At 40.2% G+C, this 15,620-nt stretch carries 17 protein-coding genes and 3 tRNA genes; 11 read left to right on the top strand and 9 right to left on the bottom strand.

What is annotated here, in order from left to right; translation table 11 throughout:
• Window positions 1–434: 434 nt before the first annotated feature.
• The 4 genes from F8R90_RS03770 (at window position 435) to F8R90_RS03755 (ending at window position 2,154) form a co-directional block, all read left to right on the top strand.
• Entirely contained in the window at window positions 435–719 is a 285-nt protein-coding gene (locus tag F8R90_RS03770; RefSeq protein ID WP_196509625.1) for a hypothetical protein, read from the top strand.
• 101 nt (window positions 720–820) lie between these two features.
• Window positions 821–1,072, top strand: coding sequence for a hypothetical protein (locus F8R90_RS03765; protein WP_196509624.1), 252 nt, complete (start codon window positions 821–823; stop codon window positions 1,070–1,072).
• A gap of 298 nt (window positions 1,073–1,370) precedes the next feature.
• Complete coding sequence (locus tag F8R90_RS03760) at window positions 1,371–1,637, top strand: hypothetical protein (RefSeq protein WP_196509623.1); 267 nt, start codon at window positions 1,371–1,373, stop codon at window positions 1,635–1,637.
• Window positions 1,624–2,154 carry a hypothetical protein gene (locus F8R90_RS03755; RefSeq protein WP_196509622.1) on the top strand — a complete coding sequence of 177 codons (531 nt, stop codon included), beginning with the start codon at window positions 1,624–1,626 and terminating at the stop codon, window positions 2,152–2,154. Before F8R90_RS03760 ends, F8R90_RS03755 begins: the two co-directional genes overlap by 14 nt.
• Before the next feature lie 231 nt (window positions 2,155–2,385).
• On the opposite strand, the gene F8R90_RS03750 is transcribed toward F8R90_RS03755, so the two are convergent.
• From F8R90_RS03750 to nadA, 3 genes are all read right to left on the bottom strand, one after another.
• Window positions 2,386–2,457: transfer RNA gene (locus F8R90_RS03750), tRNA-Thr, on the bottom strand.
• Window positions 2,458–2,544: 87 nt separating this feature from the next.
• Window positions 2,545–2,630, bottom strand: a tRNA-Tyr gene (locus F8R90_RS03745).
• A gap of 124 nt (window positions 2,631–2,754) precedes the next feature.
• Window positions 2,755–3,729 carry a quinolinate synthase NadA gene (gene nadA, locus F8R90_RS03740; RefSeq protein WP_196509621.1) on the bottom strand — a complete coding sequence of 325 codons (975 nt, stop codon included), beginning with the start codon at window positions 3,727–3,729 and terminating at the stop codon, window positions 2,755–2,757.
• Window positions 3,730–3,878: 149 nt separating this feature from the next.
• Here nadA and F8R90_RS03730 point away from each other — a divergent pair, with 149 nt between their 5' ends.
• On the top strand, window positions 3,879–4,799 hold the full coding sequence (locus F8R90_RS03730) for a TIGR04168 family protein (protein WP_196509619.1): 921 nt from the start codon (window positions 3,879–3,881) through the stop codon (window positions 4,797–4,799).
• A 131-nt stretch (window positions 4,800–4,930) separates the two neighbouring features.
• Window positions 4,931–5,015: transfer RNA gene (locus F8R90_RS03725), tRNA-Ser, on the top strand.
• A 336-nt stretch (window positions 5,016–5,351) separates the two neighbouring features.
• Here the strand turns inward: F8R90_RS03725 and F8R90_RS03720 are convergent.
• Together F8R90_RS03720 and F8R90_RS03715 are read right to left on the bottom strand one after the other, a co-directional pair.
• Window positions 5,352–6,437, bottom strand: a complete 1,086-nt coding sequence (locus F8R90_RS03720) for an HNH endonuclease (RefSeq protein WP_196509618.1) — start codon at window positions 6,435–6,437, stop codon at window positions 5,352–5,354.
• Window positions 6,438–6,473: 36 nt separating this feature from the next.
• Entirely contained in the window at window positions 6,474–6,758 is a 285-nt protein-coding gene (locus F8R90_RS03715) for a DUF262 domain-containing protein (protein WP_196509617.1), read from the bottom strand.
• Window positions 6,759–7,139: 381 nt separating this feature from the next.
• Between F8R90_RS03715 and F8R90_RS03710 the strand changes: the two genes are divergently transcribed.
• The 3 genes from F8R90_RS03710 (at window position 7,140) to F8R90_RS03700 (ending at window position 8,488) form a co-directional block, all read left to right on the top strand.
• The gene (locus F8R90_RS03710) at window positions 7,140–7,406 is read left to right on the top strand and encodes a FitA-like ribbon-helix-helix domain-containing protein (RefSeq protein ID WP_196509616.1); all 267 of its coding nucleotides are present in this window, start codon (window positions 7,140–7,142) and stop codon (window positions 7,404–7,406) included.
• Complete coding sequence (locus F8R90_RS03705) at window positions 7,403–7,861, top strand: type II toxin-antitoxin system VapC family toxin (protein ID WP_196509615.1); 459 nt, start codon at window positions 7,403–7,405, stop codon at window positions 7,859–7,861. Before F8R90_RS03710 ends, F8R90_RS03705 begins: the two co-directional genes overlap by 4 nt.
• Before the next feature lie 180 nt (window positions 7,862–8,041).
• Complete coding sequence (locus tag F8R90_RS03700; protein ID WP_196509614.1) at window positions 8,042–8,488, top strand: acyl-CoA thioesterase; 447 nt, start codon at window positions 8,042–8,044, stop codon at window positions 8,486–8,488.
• On the opposite strand, the gene F8R90_RS03695 is transcribed toward F8R90_RS03700, so the two are convergent.
• The 3 genes from F8R90_RS03695 to menA are packed head-to-tail and all read right to left on the bottom strand — an operon-like array spanning window position 8,481 to window position 11,729.
• Complete coding sequence (locus tag F8R90_RS03695; protein ID WP_196509613.1) at window positions 8,481–9,866, bottom strand: 2-succinylbenzoate--CoA ligase; 1,386 nt, start codon at window positions 9,864–9,866, stop codon at window positions 8,481–8,483. The genes F8R90_RS03700 and F8R90_RS03695 overlap by 8 nt on opposite strands.
• Window positions 9,851–10,819: an o-succinylbenzoate synthase gene (locus tag F8R90_RS03690; RefSeq protein ID WP_196509612.1), complete on the bottom strand. Its 969-nt coding sequence runs from the start codon at window positions 10,817–10,819 to the stop codon at window positions 9,851–9,853. The genes F8R90_RS03695 and F8R90_RS03690 overlap by 16 nt, the downstream gene beginning before the upstream one ends.
• Window positions 10,820–10,832: 13 nt before the next feature.
• Window positions 10,833–11,729 carry a 2-carboxy-1,4-naphthoquinone phytyltransferase gene (gene menA, locus F8R90_RS03685; RefSeq protein WP_196509611.1) on the bottom strand — a complete coding sequence of 299 codons (897 nt, stop codon included), beginning with the start codon at window positions 11,727–11,729 and terminating at the stop codon, window positions 10,833–10,835.
• 311 nt (window positions 11,730–12,040) lie between these two features.
• On the opposite strand from menA, the gene F8R90_RS03680 reads away from it, so the two are divergent.
• Complete coding sequence (locus tag F8R90_RS03680) at window positions 12,041–13,456, top strand: isochorismate synthase (protein WP_196509610.1); 1,416 nt, start codon at window positions 12,041–12,043, stop codon at window positions 13,454–13,456.
• An 80-nt stretch (window positions 13,457–13,536) separates the two neighbouring features.
• A complete protein-coding gene (locus F8R90_RS03675; RefSeq protein WP_196509609.1) occupies window positions 13,537–14,046 on the top strand; it encodes a GNAT family N-acetyltransferase in 510 nt (169 codons plus the stop codon).
• A 63-nt stretch (window positions 14,047–14,109) separates the two neighbouring features.
• Here F8R90_RS03675 and F8R90_RS03670 read toward each other — a convergent pair whose 3' ends face one another.
• Entirely contained in the window at window positions 14,110–15,417 is a 1,308-nt protein-coding gene (locus tag F8R90_RS03670; RefSeq protein WP_196509608.1) for a glutamate-5-semialdehyde dehydrogenase, read from the bottom strand.
• Window positions 15,418–15,620: the final 203 nt, after the last annotated feature.

Genomic DNA, 15,620 nt, shown 5'->3' with positions numbered 1-15,620 from the left:
ACATTATTAGGTTACATCGGGTTACATTATTTTTAGGATTATGTAACCGCCAGGATTTATATAGGGCATAGCTTCTAACCACTAGGTTACATAGTTACATAATATTCTCTAAAAGTAAACTACTAAACAACCCCTAGTAAATAATATTCTGGATTTTGATGTAACTATGTAACCGAGAGGCTGTAACCTATAACCAATAAGCCTTCTAGCGGTTACATAATAACATAACCGGGATGTAACCGGGATGTAACCGGAAGCAACCCGGCGATCGCCAGTAACCGCCTAGCCCCTCCGGTATCCCTAAGATAACCACACGGGGGGCTTAAGTTATCGAAGGACTAATGGATATCCCTATGGCGCGACTTAACCGGACAATAAGGCTACATTAGTACTAATAAGCACCCTTAAGCCCTCCGGGGCTTTTTAATACTTATATGAAAAAGAATACTGCTTTAGGTTTACTTACGATCGCTGGGCTATCCACTTACCACATAATCCCTCTGATGTCCCCTAAGTTGGTAGCAGTTAATGAGCCTACCCTTTTCGGTATAGGTTTTCAGTATGACCAGTGGGGTACTAGATACTCTGCGATGACCGATTGTAAGCGCCAAGGTTGGATAGTAAAGACTGATGGTAACACTTTACAGTATCAGGAAGCCAATGACGCGCCAAGGCTGGAAATACTGCAACAGATATGTCCAACTGAGGATTTAGATTAGGCATTAAATAAATGAGAGTCCGATTATGATGATGACTACTGCGAGGACTAAAAACCCCCAGGAAATATTTTCCCATCATTGTCATACTCAGGGTTGACTAAGTGTCTACAACAGCATACAAAAAAGACAACCCTAAGATGAATAACAAAGCCCTGGATATTATCAAAGCCTTTAACCCTAAGCAAAAAGCTATATTCAAAGACCTGACCCCCGAACAGAAGCAAAGGTTGCTAATAGTCCTACTGAAGCGATCGCAGGGAACCAGAAAGCCAATACTGAAGCGCCATAAGAAAACCCAAGTAACCCCGGCATCCTCTACTGAAGCAATAGTAAACTCCCTTGAAATCCAGTAAATACAACAAAGCCCCCGGAACCTCTGGGGGTTTTTAACTGGGAAATATTTTATCCTACTGTGCGCGTCGGGATGCCCCCAGGATACCCAAGGGTTAACCCTGTTTGCCTCTATTTGGTGTCCTCGGCTGACTAATATTACCCCTAATGTTCTAGCGATCACCTCAGATGCTTAGTCACTAATCGGTTTAATGTCATAGCCTATTTAATCTACTGTAAACCTACCAGTTTAGCGAGTACATAGTGGGTAAATAAAATATTGACTGTTTATTAATAAGCAATGCATTTGGGATACCCGGTATGAAACAGAAGATTCAGAATAAACAGTTAGCGGTCAGGATGAAGGAATCTACTCTTCAGTGGTTGGAAAAGGAAAGCCTAAGAAGTGGTCAGAGTTCATCTGAGCTAGTCCGGGAAGGTATTGAGATGCTACAGAAGTCCAGGGATACGCAGGCAGTTCAAGGGCTAGTCCAAGAGTATCTATTATCCTTAGACCCCTCTGAGTTTCAAGATGGGCTTCAGTGCCTTATAGACATGATTAAGGAGCGCGTTGATGGCGAACAATAAACCCTGTGTAGTCAAGGGGCTACCGGAGGATATTAGGGAGGTTGTAGACAATCAGCTTGCCAGAGGAATCCCAGCCCCATCTATATGTAGGTGGTTATCTAATCAGGGTTTTAGGGTGAACCCTCGGCAAATATATAACTACAAGGATAAGTCGGTTCCCCAGGCTGCCCCTAGTAACCCTGAAGCCCCTATTTATTCCCCGGATGCAACTGATAGTCAAATGTTGCGATCGCTGCTAAAGACCACCCTAGATGCTGTTAGTAGCCTGAATGATCAGTATACGCTTACAGGCGATTTAAGGACTGCTAGGGTACTCCGAGAGATGGCTGAAACTGCCTCTGGGCTTCTAAAGTTCCGACTGACTAATGAACAGCCTGATCCGCATATTGAGGTATCGGTTAATCTATGTAGCCTTGAGGCAAAAATGGGGATACCAGAAGCGGATTTGAACCAATGGCGGAATGATGGCGGAGAAAATGGCGGATTCCGCGATGATGGCGGAGAGGATATCCAGTAACTAAAGTCCTATTACTGGCTTTTACTTCGGCCCTAATAGCCAAATCAGAGTAAACAAAGGAGCCAGTAAACCAAAAGGACTACTAGAAAAATCTCTTGGCAGTTTTGCAGACCCCCTACGTTGAGTTAAAGATTTGCCATATATATGGCTAACATTCCTAGACTGTCCTATGCTTAAGACATATTTAGGACAAGCTAGAGTGGTTTAGGACTGGTAAATGTCTCTGAAAAAAGCCCGTGACGAGGATTGAACTCGTGACCTCACCCTTACCAAGGGTGTGCTCTACCACTGAGCCACACGGGCAAAATATAACTTTGGTTTTTTAGTTGTAAGTTATAATGCTGGGAGCTTTGCTCTTAACCCAGACATTATAACTTATAACTTCGTAAGTGGTGGGCCGGGCTGGATTTGAACCAGCGTAGGCGCAAGCCAACGGATTTACAGTCCGTCTCCATTAACCACTCGGACACCGACCCGATTTGTCTCACGATTTAAAATCTTAGCACCATGTTTTAGAAATTGCAAGTGGTTAGGAAAAATAACTTTTGGGTAGAGATCGCAACAAAATTGCGTCTCTACCATCTGGATAAAAAATACTGGTTACACGCTCATTTCCAGCATTCGTTGCATTGGTCGAAGTGCAGCCAGCCGAATATCCTCTGACATGGTAATTTCGGGAGTACGATTTTTCATTGCCCAGTAAAGCTTTTCTAGGGTGTTTAACCGCATAAACGGACATTCGTTACAAGCACAGTTATTTATCGGCGGTGCAGGGATGAAGTGCTTTTCAGGAGCTAGTTTTTGCATTTGGTGAATAATTCCCGGCTCCGTAGCAACGATAAATTCCTTGGTGGGGCTGTTTTGACAATACTTGAGTAAAGCAGCTGTGGAGCCAATAAAGCTGGCGTGGCGCAATACACTACTTTCACATTCTGGGTGTGCGATCGCCTCTGCTTCAGGATGGGCAATTTTTAACTGGACAATTTTCTTTTCCGAAAAGGTTTCATGGACAATACAGCTACCTTGCCATAGCACCAAATCTCGTCCAGTCTGTTCCATCACATACCGCCCCAAATTCCGATCTGGGGCAAAAATAATCGGCTGTTCTTTTGGTATCTGCTGCACAATTTTCACGGCGTTGGAACTGGTGCAAATAATATCGCTCATCGCTTTGATATCAGCAGAACAGTTGATGTAAGACACCACCAAATGATCTGGATGCGCTGCTTTAAAAGCTGCAAACGCCTCTGGTGGACAACTGTCTGCTAAAGAACAACCAGCATTCAAATCTGGTAAAAGTACTAATTTATCGGGATTAAGTATCTTTGCTGTTTCTGCCATGAAGTGAACACCAGCAAAGACGATCACATCCGCATTGGTTTTTTCGGCGGCTCTTGCTAGTTGTAATGAATCCCCAATAAAGTCGGCAATATCCTGAATATCTGGCTCTTGATAATAATGCGCCAGGATAACTGCGTTGAGTTCTTTTTTGAGACTCTCAATGGCGGCAAATAAATCTAGTGGTAGTTCACCCGGTTGGGTTTTTTCTCGTTGAGCTAGTGCAGTAGTAAACACAGTTTAGGGGTGCTTTAAATTGCAAATTTATGTCCTGTGGAATCAATTATAGTAGTTTTTACCAAAAATAGTGGACGGTTGATATTTTGGGGTTGTGTCCAAATCGGGCTGAGTTTCATATCCTGGAGATAGACGGCAAGGAAAGTGGCATGACCAGTCAGAAAACTCAATCGATAACCCTCAAAATTGCTGTAATTGGAGATGTTCACGACCAATGGGAAGTGGAAGATGGTATTGCACTCAAGCATCTGGGTGTTGACTTAGCGCTGTTTGTCGGGGATTTTGGCAACGAGTCGGTGGAAGTGGTCAGAGCGATCGCATCTCTCGATATTCCCAAAGCAGCCGTAATGGGCAACCACGATGCTTGGTACACTGCCACCGAATGGGGACGCAAAAAGGCTCCTTATGACCGCTCTAAGGAAGACTGGGTACAGGAACAACTCGATTTATTAGGCCCGTCCCATGTCGGTTACGGTAAGTTGGATTTTCCCGCTTGGAATTTAACTGTAGTGGGGGGTCGTCCCTTTACTTGGGGTGGCCCAGAGTGGAAATTCGCGGAAATCTGTCAAGAACGTTACGGTGTGACGAGTTTGGAAGAATCCGCCGATCGCATCGTGAAAGCGATCAAAAGCGCCGCTTACGAGACAATTATATTTTTGGGTCACAATGGGCCTAGTGGGTTAGGCGATCGCCCCGAAGACCCCTGCGGCAAAGACTGGCACCCAATTGGCGGCGACTTTGGCGATCCAGATTTTGGGGAGGCGATTTCTCATGCCTTGACTGCTGGTAAAACCATTCCTCTGGTGACATTTGGTCACATGCACCGAGATTTACGCCATACCAAGAAGGTGCAGCGCAAACCCATCTTTAGAAGTCCAGAGGGGACAATTTACTTAAATGCGGCTAGTGTCCCCAGGATTGTGGAAAATGACAGCGAGAAGTTGCGTAACTTTTCCATTGTCACCCTAGAGGCGGGTGTGGTTTCGCAAGTTTCCCTAGTTTGGGTGGGGAATGACTTTCAGGTGGCTTCAGAGGAAATTTTGTACGAGCGATCGCGTATTGTGTCGTAGACATTCGCATCCAGTAGTGCAATCTGCGTAGATAATAGGGTATAGTATTATCTGTCAAGTTTAGTGCTAACCAACAAAAGCGCCCGAATAGCGTCTGAAACTAGGATAAGCACAAGTTTGACAGATTTACTGGAGAGGTGGCAGAGTGGTCGATTGCGTCCGACTTGAAATCGGATGAGGCTAAAACCTCCGGGAGTTCGAATCTCCCCCTCTCCGTTGAACAAAAATTAGATTTTACAAGTGTTTTTGAGTAAATCAACTATTAGGTTTTTTGAGATGAAAGTTGATTGAGTATTTTTGGCTATTATTTACTGTGAAGTGGCTTTGATTTCTTTATCAAATTTGAGTTCATCTCAAAACCATTACAAAACATACATAGTAAGTCCTGGTTAATAAGGCTTTGTAATGGGTCAGTAAGCCTTAAATTTTCCCAAGGTGGGTAGTTCCTAAGGCCGCAAAAACAATTTTATGATGGCAAATTGGCTTGGAATTTAGTGTAATCAAACAGTAATACACCAACAAATTCGTAGAGATGCATTATGTAGATATGCATTATATTGAATCAGAAGAGAAATAAGCACCCTTCTTTCTATTTGCATCTGGATGAGTTGCCTGAATATTATCAATAGTGTCAGAACCACCAACTGCTAATGGTTTGATATGATCATAGTGTAAATCATCGCCATAGTATATTCCTGCACCTGTCAAGGCACACTTATTTCCCTGACTCTTAATCAATAACATTTTTTCTTCCTCTGTCAAACGAAGTCTTCTATCCTCTCTCTTAAAATCACTTTTGATAATTTCTAGCCTTTCATTAAAGCCTTTCATAATTATATCTAAATCAGCATTACTAGGTTTTTTCATATAGAGAAAAAGCTCTTTTAATCTCTTTTTTATTTCCTCTCTATGAAACTTAGCCATTTCGTAATTCAAGTCAGATAAAATGTGCCAAAGCATGTAGAAGTCCTGAAATATTCTGACAAGAACGGGTAAATTTCTGCCAGCATCAAAGATAGAATTTAACTCCTCTCTCAAAAAATCATTAACATCACCATCATCAATATCTTTGTCAAGGAGAATCAATCTTAGGTTTTTGATAAAACTTTCTACATGTTTAATACTTTCTCGAAATGAACGCAAAGAGTCTACATTCGTAGATGCACTATGAAGTAATTTTGTCACATCTCTCTTATCTTTAATTCTCGCATTTACAGAATTATTTTTGATATGTATATTAAGTACACCAGTGGACTTACCTTTACCGCTTGTCTTATGGTAGTCTAGATAAACTAATAATGTATATAATTCTTCATTTTGCATTCTATCGCCATAATCATTTTTATTGCGCGCGATAGTAATATAGAACCAGTTTTTATGCTTTCCAGCGTTCTTTTTGATATCATCAATTAAGTCCTTCTTGACCCAAGCATTCCACATTTCAAAGGAATTTTCTAAGATTGGGAATGGTTTATTATTAAGTCTAATAAATAAATCCACAGGTTGAAATTGACTGTTAATCCTCTCTTCAATTTCTACGACTAGGAGTGGGAAATCATAAATTCTATCTTGCAGATTTACGTCAAAGGTATCAAATTTACATTTTTCTAAATCTTTAAGTATTCTTAATTGCCTCAACGGAAACTTATCATTTTTTGATTTTTGTTCATTGCCTTATTCATCAATATAAGATCCTCCGGTAAATGCAAGAATTGAAAGTAGTCTTTGCTGTCCATCAATAACTTCCCATACTCCATCACTTCGACTAAAGATAAATATTGGTGGTAGCTGTATGCCAAGCAAAATACTCTCTATTAAAGCAGATGCTTTTGGAATACTAATAACTTCTGAGCGTTGGTAAGGTGGGCGTAGAAGTAGTCTTTTCTTCCTTATTCTTGACAGAAAATCGTCAATAGTTACTCTTTGGGGATCTGGCTTTGTTGTTCTTAATGTTTCCAATTGGGGTTCTTCCGGTGCTTTTATGGTGGTTACTAAATTTTAGTAACCACCATAAAAGCACCGGAAGAACCCTAATTTTTAAGTGAGATGAAAAAATTCTTTCAAAATCAGCTTGCTTCAAAAATATGTCATCCATGTATTCTAATAGTTACCTCGTAAAACGCATTTTTAAATTCAGCTATAGACAGCCTATTTAACTTTTTACTGATATGACTATATATCAGTGTATGTATAAGCTATGAAGCAGTGTATCATTATTTTATTGGAAACTGTAACAGATGATGGCTCTTCTTAGTGGGTACAGTAAAAGCGATCGCCCCACTCCCGCCTTATGCTTGCATCGTGCTAGCATAAAGATAAATTCTACTTTGAGGTAAAGCAATGGCTACCCTTTATGTAAGAAATTTACCTGATGATTTGTATGCCAAGCTGCAAGAGTTAGCGGCATCTGAACACCGTTCCATTAATGCCCAAGTTATAACTCTGTTAGAACAAGCTTTAAAAACTGAAGCACAGCAAATAGAAGACCAGAAACGCCAGAATGTACTTAAAGTCCTAGAAGAAAGTCGCCAGCACCGCCGTGTGAATCCAGCAGACTTCGGATTACCTGATAGTACTGAAATGATTCGAGAAGACCGCGACAGATGACCACCCCTCTAAGATGCGTGTTAGATACCAGTGTGTGTATCAAGTATTTTATTGCTGATCCACTAACTGCCAAAGTTAACCAACTTTTCGACCATTTTGCCAATCCACAGACGGAAATATTTGTTCCAGACCTCTTTTACATTGAGTGTGCTAACGCTTTATTGAAGTACGTCCGTGCAAGGATGTACACTGCTGCTGAGGTTCAGACAGATTTAGCCACCCTCAAAGCTTTTCCGTTACGTGTTGTCTCGACATCTGACTTGATGGCGGATGCAGTTACTATAAGCTTGAGTTATGGAACTTCTGCCTACGATGCTTCTTATGTTGCACTTTCACAGCAGGTAGGTGCTACTTTGCTGACTCTCGACGGCAAGCTGGTGAAGGCTTTAGCCGCTTCGTCTTACAATGTTTGCTCGTTTAATGACTTCGAGGTTCCGGCGTTGGAGTCGATGTAGAAGCGATCGCCTTTCCTCACCATATATTTAACCCCAAAGCATTGAATGAGGCTAAACAAATCGATACAAACTCAGAATTGGGGAAATTAAATTTTTATCACTGACTTATCTGAGTTGCAATAAAATTAGTTTGTAAAGCAGGGAATAAACCTGCTGTTTTTTAATATTCAATTGTCAAAAATGCCTTTTACTTATAAACGCACGGTTCGCTTTCAAGATACTGATGCTGCTGGGGTAGTTTATTTTGCTAATGTTTTGGGTATTTGCCATGAAGCTTATGAAGAATCTTTAGAAGCATCAAGTATTAATCTCAAAGATTTTTTTACTAATCCGTCTGTGGGGTTTCCCATTGTTCATGCTAGTGTTGATTTTTTGCGCCCTATGTTTGTTGGGGACAAGTTGTTGATTAGTTTAATTCCGCAAAAAATAGGTGTTGATAAGTTTGAAATTACTTACGAAATTACAGTGGGTGAGGTGGTAGTTGCTAAGGCTATTACTCGTCATGTTTGTATTGATGTAAGTAGTAGAAGTAAGCAGGAATTATCCGAAGAGATAGTCGAATGGTTGGAAACTAACCGCAGAGACGCTGAGGGCGCAGAGAGAAGAAAGTCGAGAGAGATTATGTGATGGGATTTTGGAGAAATTCTGTGGCTATTTCTTGTAACTTTTGGCGGTTAATCTTACCTTGAGAGTTACGGGGTAAGTTTTGCTGGGGAATCCAATATTTTGGAATTTTAAATTTGCTGAGTTTGTCTTTGAGTAGGGTTTGGATTTTTAAGGCAGAGGTATTTGGTTGTTTGGGAATGTAAATCGCTGTTAAGGCTTGTCCCCAATGTTTATCTGGGATGCCGATGACACAAATATCGGCAACCATTTGAGTTGCTTGTATAGCTGATTCAATCTCTGCTGGGTAAATATTTTCCCCACCTGTTATAATTTTATCGCTGTTACGTCCGACTATATTTAAATGTCCTTGATCGTCTAAAAAGCCTAAATCATCTACTTGGAAATCAGTTTGATCTTCTCTGGTTATCGGATAGTAACCAAGGGCTAAAGATTTAGCATGAATGGTAATATTTCCGATTTGATTGGAATTTAAAATTTCGCCTTGCTGATTGCAAATAGTTACTTTCGCATGGGGAAGAATTTGACCACTGCTAATTTTACCACTCAGAAAATCATCCGGTTTGAGGGTAGCAATTTGAGAGGCGGTTTCTGTCATACCATAGGTAGGTGCTAACCTGACGTGGTGAAATCTGGCTTTTTCTAGTAGTTCGTTCCATGCTGGCGCACCTCCCAAAAGTACAGTATTAAATTGGGATAGCCATTCAGTTAATTCTGGATTTTGCAGAAGACGTTGTAACTGCGTTGGTACTAAAGATGTGAAAAATTCTGATTGTTTAATATTTAATATTTGACCTGATTCTACAGCTTTAAATGGTTGAATAGCTAGTTTACCTGCGGTAGTGAATGAGCGCATAAATTGCATTAAACCGCTAACGTGATATAACGGCAATATGCAAAAAGAATTTACTTGCTTTAGTTGAAAGTATTCTGTAAATCCTTGTACTGATGCTGTGAGAGTTTCCCAGGTGTGGATGGCAAATTTAATTTGTCCTGATGAACCACCTGTGGCAATCATGATGCTATTGGGAATTAGGCATTGGATATTATTATTCCCATTCCCTATGCCCCATGCCCCATGCCCCATTCCCAAAATAATATCTGGTTGTACTAAATCAAAGACTTGTTGCCATTCTTGTGTTCCCCAGTCGGGATTACAAAGAAAAACTGGACAATTAGCTGCACAAGCAGCAATAAAACTTGCTAAAAATCGTAATGGTTCACGTTCAGCTAATATGATTTTTGGTGGGGTTCCACGCGCTGATAATTGTGTTAGTTCTAAATATAATTCTTGAGCTATTTGATTAAATTTACGGCTGTCATGACCAATAAGCCAATCATCCTGAGATAGGTTATTTAGACAGTCTAAAGGTTGTTCCATAAACTTTGAAACCACGTTTCTTCTTGTTCAAAAAAATGGTCGATGCCAAAACCAATTGCTCTGTTGTTTTGGGATAATTCGGCTGCTAGCTTGAGTGCTGCAAGTCTAGCGATCGCAGTTTCAAATACTGATGAAAATACAGTATCAATTTGATGCTGGTGGCAAAACTTTCTCAGACGAGATGGTGATCCGACTATTCCAGGTTTAATCACAAAAATCCCTCGCCAGCCTTGTTGATAACAAGCAGCAAGTTGCCCAAGTGTGGCAACAGATTCATCTAAAGCGATCGCAGTTTCATAACTCGTACTCAATTCCAACATCTGCTGAAATTGCTCAACGGGTAACGGTTGTTCGATAAATTCAATTTCTATGGGTAGTTCTGCATTTGCCTTGAGATTGTCGCAAGTCCGCAGCCATAAGTTTGCTTCTTCATAGGTGAGTCCACCGTTGGCATCTAATCGCAGTTTGGTAAAGGCTGGTAATGTCTGTATTAATGACTCAAAAATTTCTAGTTCATGAGCGATCGCATACACACCAATTTTCCACTTAAACGTGCGATATCCCTTCTGCCATAAAGTTTCCCATTGATTCACAGCCGCTTCCCCTGCTGCTAGTAAGGCACTAAAAGATTGGGCATGGGGCATGGACAAGAATTCACTTCCCCACTCTTGCGCTGACTCAAAGCCAAATTGACAAGCAGGTAACTCATCTGGGATGGAGAAAATTATCTCATCTGTGATTTCCACTGGGAGTTGGCGACAAAAATCTAAGGCTTGTTCTAGGGTTTCGGAACCGAACCAGCTAATGGGGGCAATTTCTCCCCAACCGAGTTTACCTGATTCATCGGTGAGACGAAGAATAATACCTTCACGAATATCCCACTTACCATGATTGGTGGTAAGCGATCGCAAAAACTTTCGCTGATATGGACGAAATTTAAATTGATAACGCATCAATTAATAATTGCTAAAGCATAAATCCCAGTCCGAACAGCAAGCAAGCCCAAAAATGCACGGCTACGGCGATGAATTTACAGTTACTAACTTTGTCCGGCTGGTTGTGATTTTCTTGAACGTGGCGGCATAATTTGACAGCAAAGGGTAAACTTACCCAACTCAGTAACGTCCAAACTGGAGAAATTCCCAATAGTACAAATAGCAAGGTGAGGGGATAAATGCTACCAGTAAACCAAACTAGGAGTTGGGCACCTTTTGCTGTTCCTAGACGGACAATAGGCGATCGCTTACCTGCGGCTATGTCATCTTTAACTTGGTGAAAATGTGAGCAAAACAAAACTAAGGTTGTGGCAATCCCGACAATGACTGAGGCTGCTAAACTTGTCATTGACCAAGTTTGAGTCTGGCTGTAGTAAGCTGCTTCCACTGCTAAGGGACCAAAGGCAAAAAAGCAAAGAATCTCGCCTAAACCCCGATATCCTAAGCGGAAGGGAGGCCCTTGGTACATATAGCCCAAACCACAGCATACTAGAATGATGGCGATAACAGTTAGGTCTTGTTGCCAAAATGCGATCGCTAGTATGCCCAGCAACCCCAAACTTAAACACAAATTTCCTAACCAAAATATTAATAGCTTATTGCCTGTTAAGTTCACCAAAGAATGATGCTTATTTTGATCAATCCCTGTTTCGGAATCAAAGACATCATTGCTGATATTTTCCCAGGCAAGAATTAAGATTGCAGCAGCTACAAAAGTAGAGAATACTGCACCATTAAAAATTTTAGTTTCGGCAAATGCTACTGCTGTTCCTACCCAAATGGGCATAATGGCAACGCTGTACATTGGCGGTTTAATCGCTGCCATCCATAACTTAGAGTTGGGATATAAAATCTGCTTGGTAGTCATCAGTCGTGATTAATTAAATTGCCGGAATATTACTCACACTTGAGATTTTATAATTTAAAGAGACGCTAGATATTCATGAGCTAAAAACAACTGTCACTTTTACTGTGGCTCGTTAACCTTGTGTTGTTAACACTCCACCCTCGCTTACGTTGCAGCTCAAGGCTGGAAATGGCTTGTCAGGGTCTAGGAACACCACAAACAAGGCAAATCCTACGCTGGTGAAATGACAACTTAATATGTTACCTGTAGAAATACGACCACGATTAATTACACTTTAGGAAGTTAACTTAAAAAAAATTTACTATAGATCCATGACAGTTTCACCATGTCGTAGCAACCTCTTTGTAGAGCACAAAGATTTATATCAATTTTTGGTAGCAGTGCAAGAAAAGTGCGTCAAAAATAATTGCAGGCAAATTGTCAGTATCTCTCAGGAGATCGATTTAGTTGACCCTTTACTTGTATTGGATAAACTTACACAAGCAAATGAAATAAATTTTTACTTTGAGGATAAAGGTAAAGGAGAAGCGATCGCAGCAATTGATTCTGTAGCAAAATTACAGATTGATGGTGCAGAGCGTTTTACTCAAGCTGAACATTTTATCAAATCTTGTCTAAAAAATGTAATTAATTTTGGTAACACTAATCAACCTTTTTCTGGGCCTCACTTTTTTTGTTATTTCAGTTTTTTTGATAAAAATACCCAGGTAGATTATCCATTTCCATCCGCTACCATCTTTCTTCCACGTTGGCAAGTAGCTGTGAAAAATCAGCGTTGTATATTAGTAACAAATATAATTATCAATGAAGATGCAAATATTCAAAGGTTGTTGGAAAATTTGCAACATAAAATTGATTTTATCCAATCTTTAGAATATTATTCTCCTAATATTGATTATTTTCAGGCAAACTTCTACAAAAAATCTGTCACGAATGCTACTCAGTTTAAACGTTCAGTAGCATCTGTTTTGGAAAAAATTCGGTCTAGCCATTTAAGTAAAATTGTCTTAGCAGATATATTAGATGTCAAGTCAAGCAACAAGTTTGACTTAGTTAAATCCTTAAATAATCTTAGGCAAATACATCCTAACTGTTATATTTTTTCTACAAGTAATGGCAAAGGTCAAAACTTTATTGGTGCAAGTCCAGAAAGATTAATTAGTATTAATAATCAACAGTTAATTACGGATGCTTTGGCTGGTTCTGCACCGCGAGGTAAAACCCCTGCTGAAGATGCAGCTAATGCTAATCGCTTACTCAATAGTGAAAAAGAAAAGCACGAACATTCGCTAGTACTTGATTTTATTACACAACGCCTATGCCAGCTAGGTTTGTTACCCCAAATATTAGCACCACGGCTGCGACAATTATCGAATATCCAGCATTTATGGACACCAATAAGTGCTATGGTTCCCGCTAACATACATCCATTAAAGATTGTTGGACAATTGCATCCTACACCAGCCGTTGCGGGTGCATCACGAGATGTGGCCTGTGCGGAAATTCGGCGTTATGAAAACTTTGAAAGGGGTTTATATGCTGCGCCTCTGGGTTGGATAGACTCTGAGGGAAACTGCGAGTTTATTGTGGGAATTCGTTCAGCATTGATTGATGGCGATCGCGCGAGATTGTATGCTGGTGCTGGTATCGTAGCTGGTTCTGATCCTGATAAGGAGTTTGCAGAGGTGCAACTGAAACTTCAGGCTTTACTGAAAGCGTTAGTTTAAAGAGACTTGCAAATTACAAAACATCCAAAGATTTCTCTGCATGAAAGCATATCTTGTAATTCTAGTATTGTAAATGCTTTATGAAAATTGAAGTGGTAAAAGCTACTCAACAACAGAAGTCAGTGCTGTGTAATTTAATGGAACTATACCAATATGACTTAAGTGATATAGAAGCTAAAGATGTAGATATCTGCGGCTTGTTTGGCTATCGATATTTTGATTACTATTGGACAGAACCAGAGCGATACCCATTTCTGGTTAAAGTTAATGAGAAACTGGCAGGGTTTGTACTTGTTAATCAGCATACCTACCTTTATCAAGATAACAATGCGATGTCTATTGCTGAGTTCTTTATCCTCAAGAAGTATCGAAGCCAGGGTATTGGTGAACAGGTAGCTACTCACATTTTTGATCAGTTTCCTGGCAATTGGGAAGTACGGCAGACAGCTTTGAACTTAGGCGCACAAGCTTTTTGGAGCAAGGTCATTAGTCAATACACTAATGGAGCTTTTAAAGAGGTTTTCTTAAATGATGAGCGATGGCATGGCCCAATTAAAACTTTTGACAACTCAGATAAACTATTAACATAAAAAATACACCGATTTATCCGGTGTATTTATAGCGTTACTAGAGCATATACTTTTGATGATATCTTACACTAAATCCTCATGAGTAAAAGCTTTAGCATTAGCTCCGGTGTAAGTAGCTACAATATGACCATTGCCAGTTATTTGATATTTGTATGTTACTAATCCTTCTAAACCAACGGGGCCACGGGGAGGCATTTGTTGCGTACTAATTCCTACTTCTGCACCAAAACCATAGCGGAAACCATCAGCAAATCTGGTAGAACAATTATGGAATATATTAGCTGAATTTACCAATCCAAAGAAAGTTTCTACAGATGCTGAATCTTCAGTGATAATCGCGTCAGTATGACGAGAACCATATTCGTTAATATGAGCGATCGCACCTTCTATAGAGTCTACAATCTTTATCGACAAAATAAAATCGCTGTATTCTGTTTCCCAGTCTATTTCTGTTGCAGCTACAATGTTAGGCAAAATTTCTAAGGTGCGTTTATCACCCCTTAATTCCACATGGCGTTCTTGCAAAGCCTCACCAACTTTTGGTAAAAATTCTGTAGCAATTGATTGGTGAACTAGCAAAGTTTCAATTGCATTACAAACAGCAGGATATTGCGCTTTCGCATCGACAGTAATTGGAACTGCTTTAGAAATATCAGCAGATTTATCTATATAAAGATGACAAATCCCATCAGCATGACCTAGTACCGGAATGCGCGTATTTTCTTGGACAAACTGCACAAAGGAATTAGAACCTCTAGGAATAATTAAATCTACATATTTATCTAACTTCAAAAGTTCTAGGGTTTCTTCTCTAGTTGTCAACAACTGCACCGCATCAGGGTTAACAGCAGTTTGAGATAATCCTTGCTTAATTGCTTTAACTATTGCTTCACAAGAACGCACCGCTTCCTTTCCACATTTGAGAATCACACCATTTCCTGATTTAATCGCCAAGGAAACAATTTGAATCGCCGCCTCTGGACGCGCTTCAAAAATAATCCCCAAAACGCCTAAAGGACAAGTAATTCGCTTGAGAACTAAGCCAGTATCAAGTTCGCGGTGAATCTGCACTTTACCGATAGGATCAGCTAGCTTACCGACATCTCGTACCCCAGCGATCGCATCTCTTAATTTATGTTCATCTAATTGCAAGCGCTTATAAAGTGGTTTGGGAATACCTTCAGAAGTAGCAGCTTCACAATCAGCAACATTTGCTTGTAAAATTTCATCTTTAGCTGATTCTAAAGCTTGAGCGATCGCAACAAGGGCTTGATTTTTTGCCTCAGTGGAGAGAATCGCTAGCTTACTTGCAGCTTGGCGGGTTTGCCCTGCGATCGCAATTAGGGGAGAAGCAATGTTAAGAATAGTCATAGCACAAATCTTTACCTTTTCTTCATCTTATCAATGTGAGTTCACCATTGCTTATCGTCTTCCTCCAATCGGGTGAACCATCTGGGTAATCAATAATTACTCTGATCGGGTGAAGCAAGACTTGGTTCAAAACATTTATTCTGTGATTATCGAACACTGGCAAATTAGAGATAGTAAATTTACAGCAACAAGAATATTCTAAG

The sequence above is a fragment of the Nostoc sp. NZL genome (assembly GCF_015714705.1).
Classification (GTDB): Bacteria; Cyanobacteriota; Cyanobacteriia; order Cyanobacteriales; family Nostocaceae; genus Nostoc; species Nostoc foliaceum_A.
Note: the sequence above shows the minus strand (reverse complement) of the source record. Positions and strands in the feature narration are given on the sequence as shown.

What these genes read in the sequence shown, in the direction of transcription:
- F8R90_RS03680 (WP_196509610.1), top strand. Translation starts at nt 12,041, where the DNA reads ATGACAGTTTCACCATGTCGTAGCAACCTCTTTGTAGAGCACAAAGAT.
- F8R90_RS03675 (WP_196509609.1), top strand. Translation starts at nt 13,537, where the DNA reads ATGAAAATTGAAGTGGTAAAAGCTACTCAACAACAGAAGTCAGTGCTG.
- F8R90_RS03670 (WP_196509608.1), bottom strand. Translation starts at nt 15,417, where the DNA reads ATGACTATTCTTAACATTGCTTCTCCCCTAATTGCGATCGCAGGGCAA.
- F8R90_RS03700 (WP_196509614.1), top strand. Translation starts at nt 8,042, where the DNA reads ATGCCTTTTACTTATAAACGCACGGTTCGCTTTCAAGATACTGATGCT.
- F8R90_RS03710 (WP_196509616.1), top strand. Translation starts at nt 7,140, where the DNA reads ATGGCTACCCTTTATGTAAGAAATTTACCTGATGATTTGTATGCCAAG.
- F8R90_RS03705 (WP_196509615.1), top strand. Translation starts at nt 7,403, where the DNA reads ATGACCACCCCTCTAAGATGCGTGTTAGATACCAGTGTGTGTATCAAG.
- F8R90_RS03755 (WP_196509622.1), top strand. Translation starts at nt 1,624, where the DNA reads ATGGCGAACAATAAACCCTGTGTAGTCAAGGGGCTACCGGAGGATATT.
- F8R90_RS03770 (WP_196509625.1), top strand. Translation starts at nt 435, where the DNA reads ATGAAAAAGAATACTGCTTTAGGTTTACTTACGATCGCTGGGCTATCC.
- F8R90_RS03690 (WP_196509612.1), bottom strand. Translation starts at nt 10,819, where the DNA reads ATGCGTTATCAATTTAAATTTCGTCCATATCAGCGAAAGTTTTTGCGA.
- F8R90_RS03760 (WP_196509623.1), top strand. Translation starts at nt 1,371, where the DNA reads ATGAAACAGAAGATTCAGAATAAACAGTTAGCGGTCAGGATGAAGGAA.
- F8R90_RS03730 (WP_196509619.1), top strand. Translation starts at nt 3,879, where the DNA reads ATGACCAGTCAGAAAACTCAATCGATAACCCTCAAAATTGCTGTAATT.
- menA (WP_196509611.1), bottom strand. Translation starts at nt 11,729, where the DNA reads ATGACTACCAAGCAGATTTTATATCCCAACTCTAAGTTATGGATGGCA.
- F8R90_RS03695 (WP_196509613.1), bottom strand. Translation starts at nt 9,866, where the DNA reads ATGGAACAACCTTTAGACTGTCTAAATAACCTATCTCAGGATGATTGG.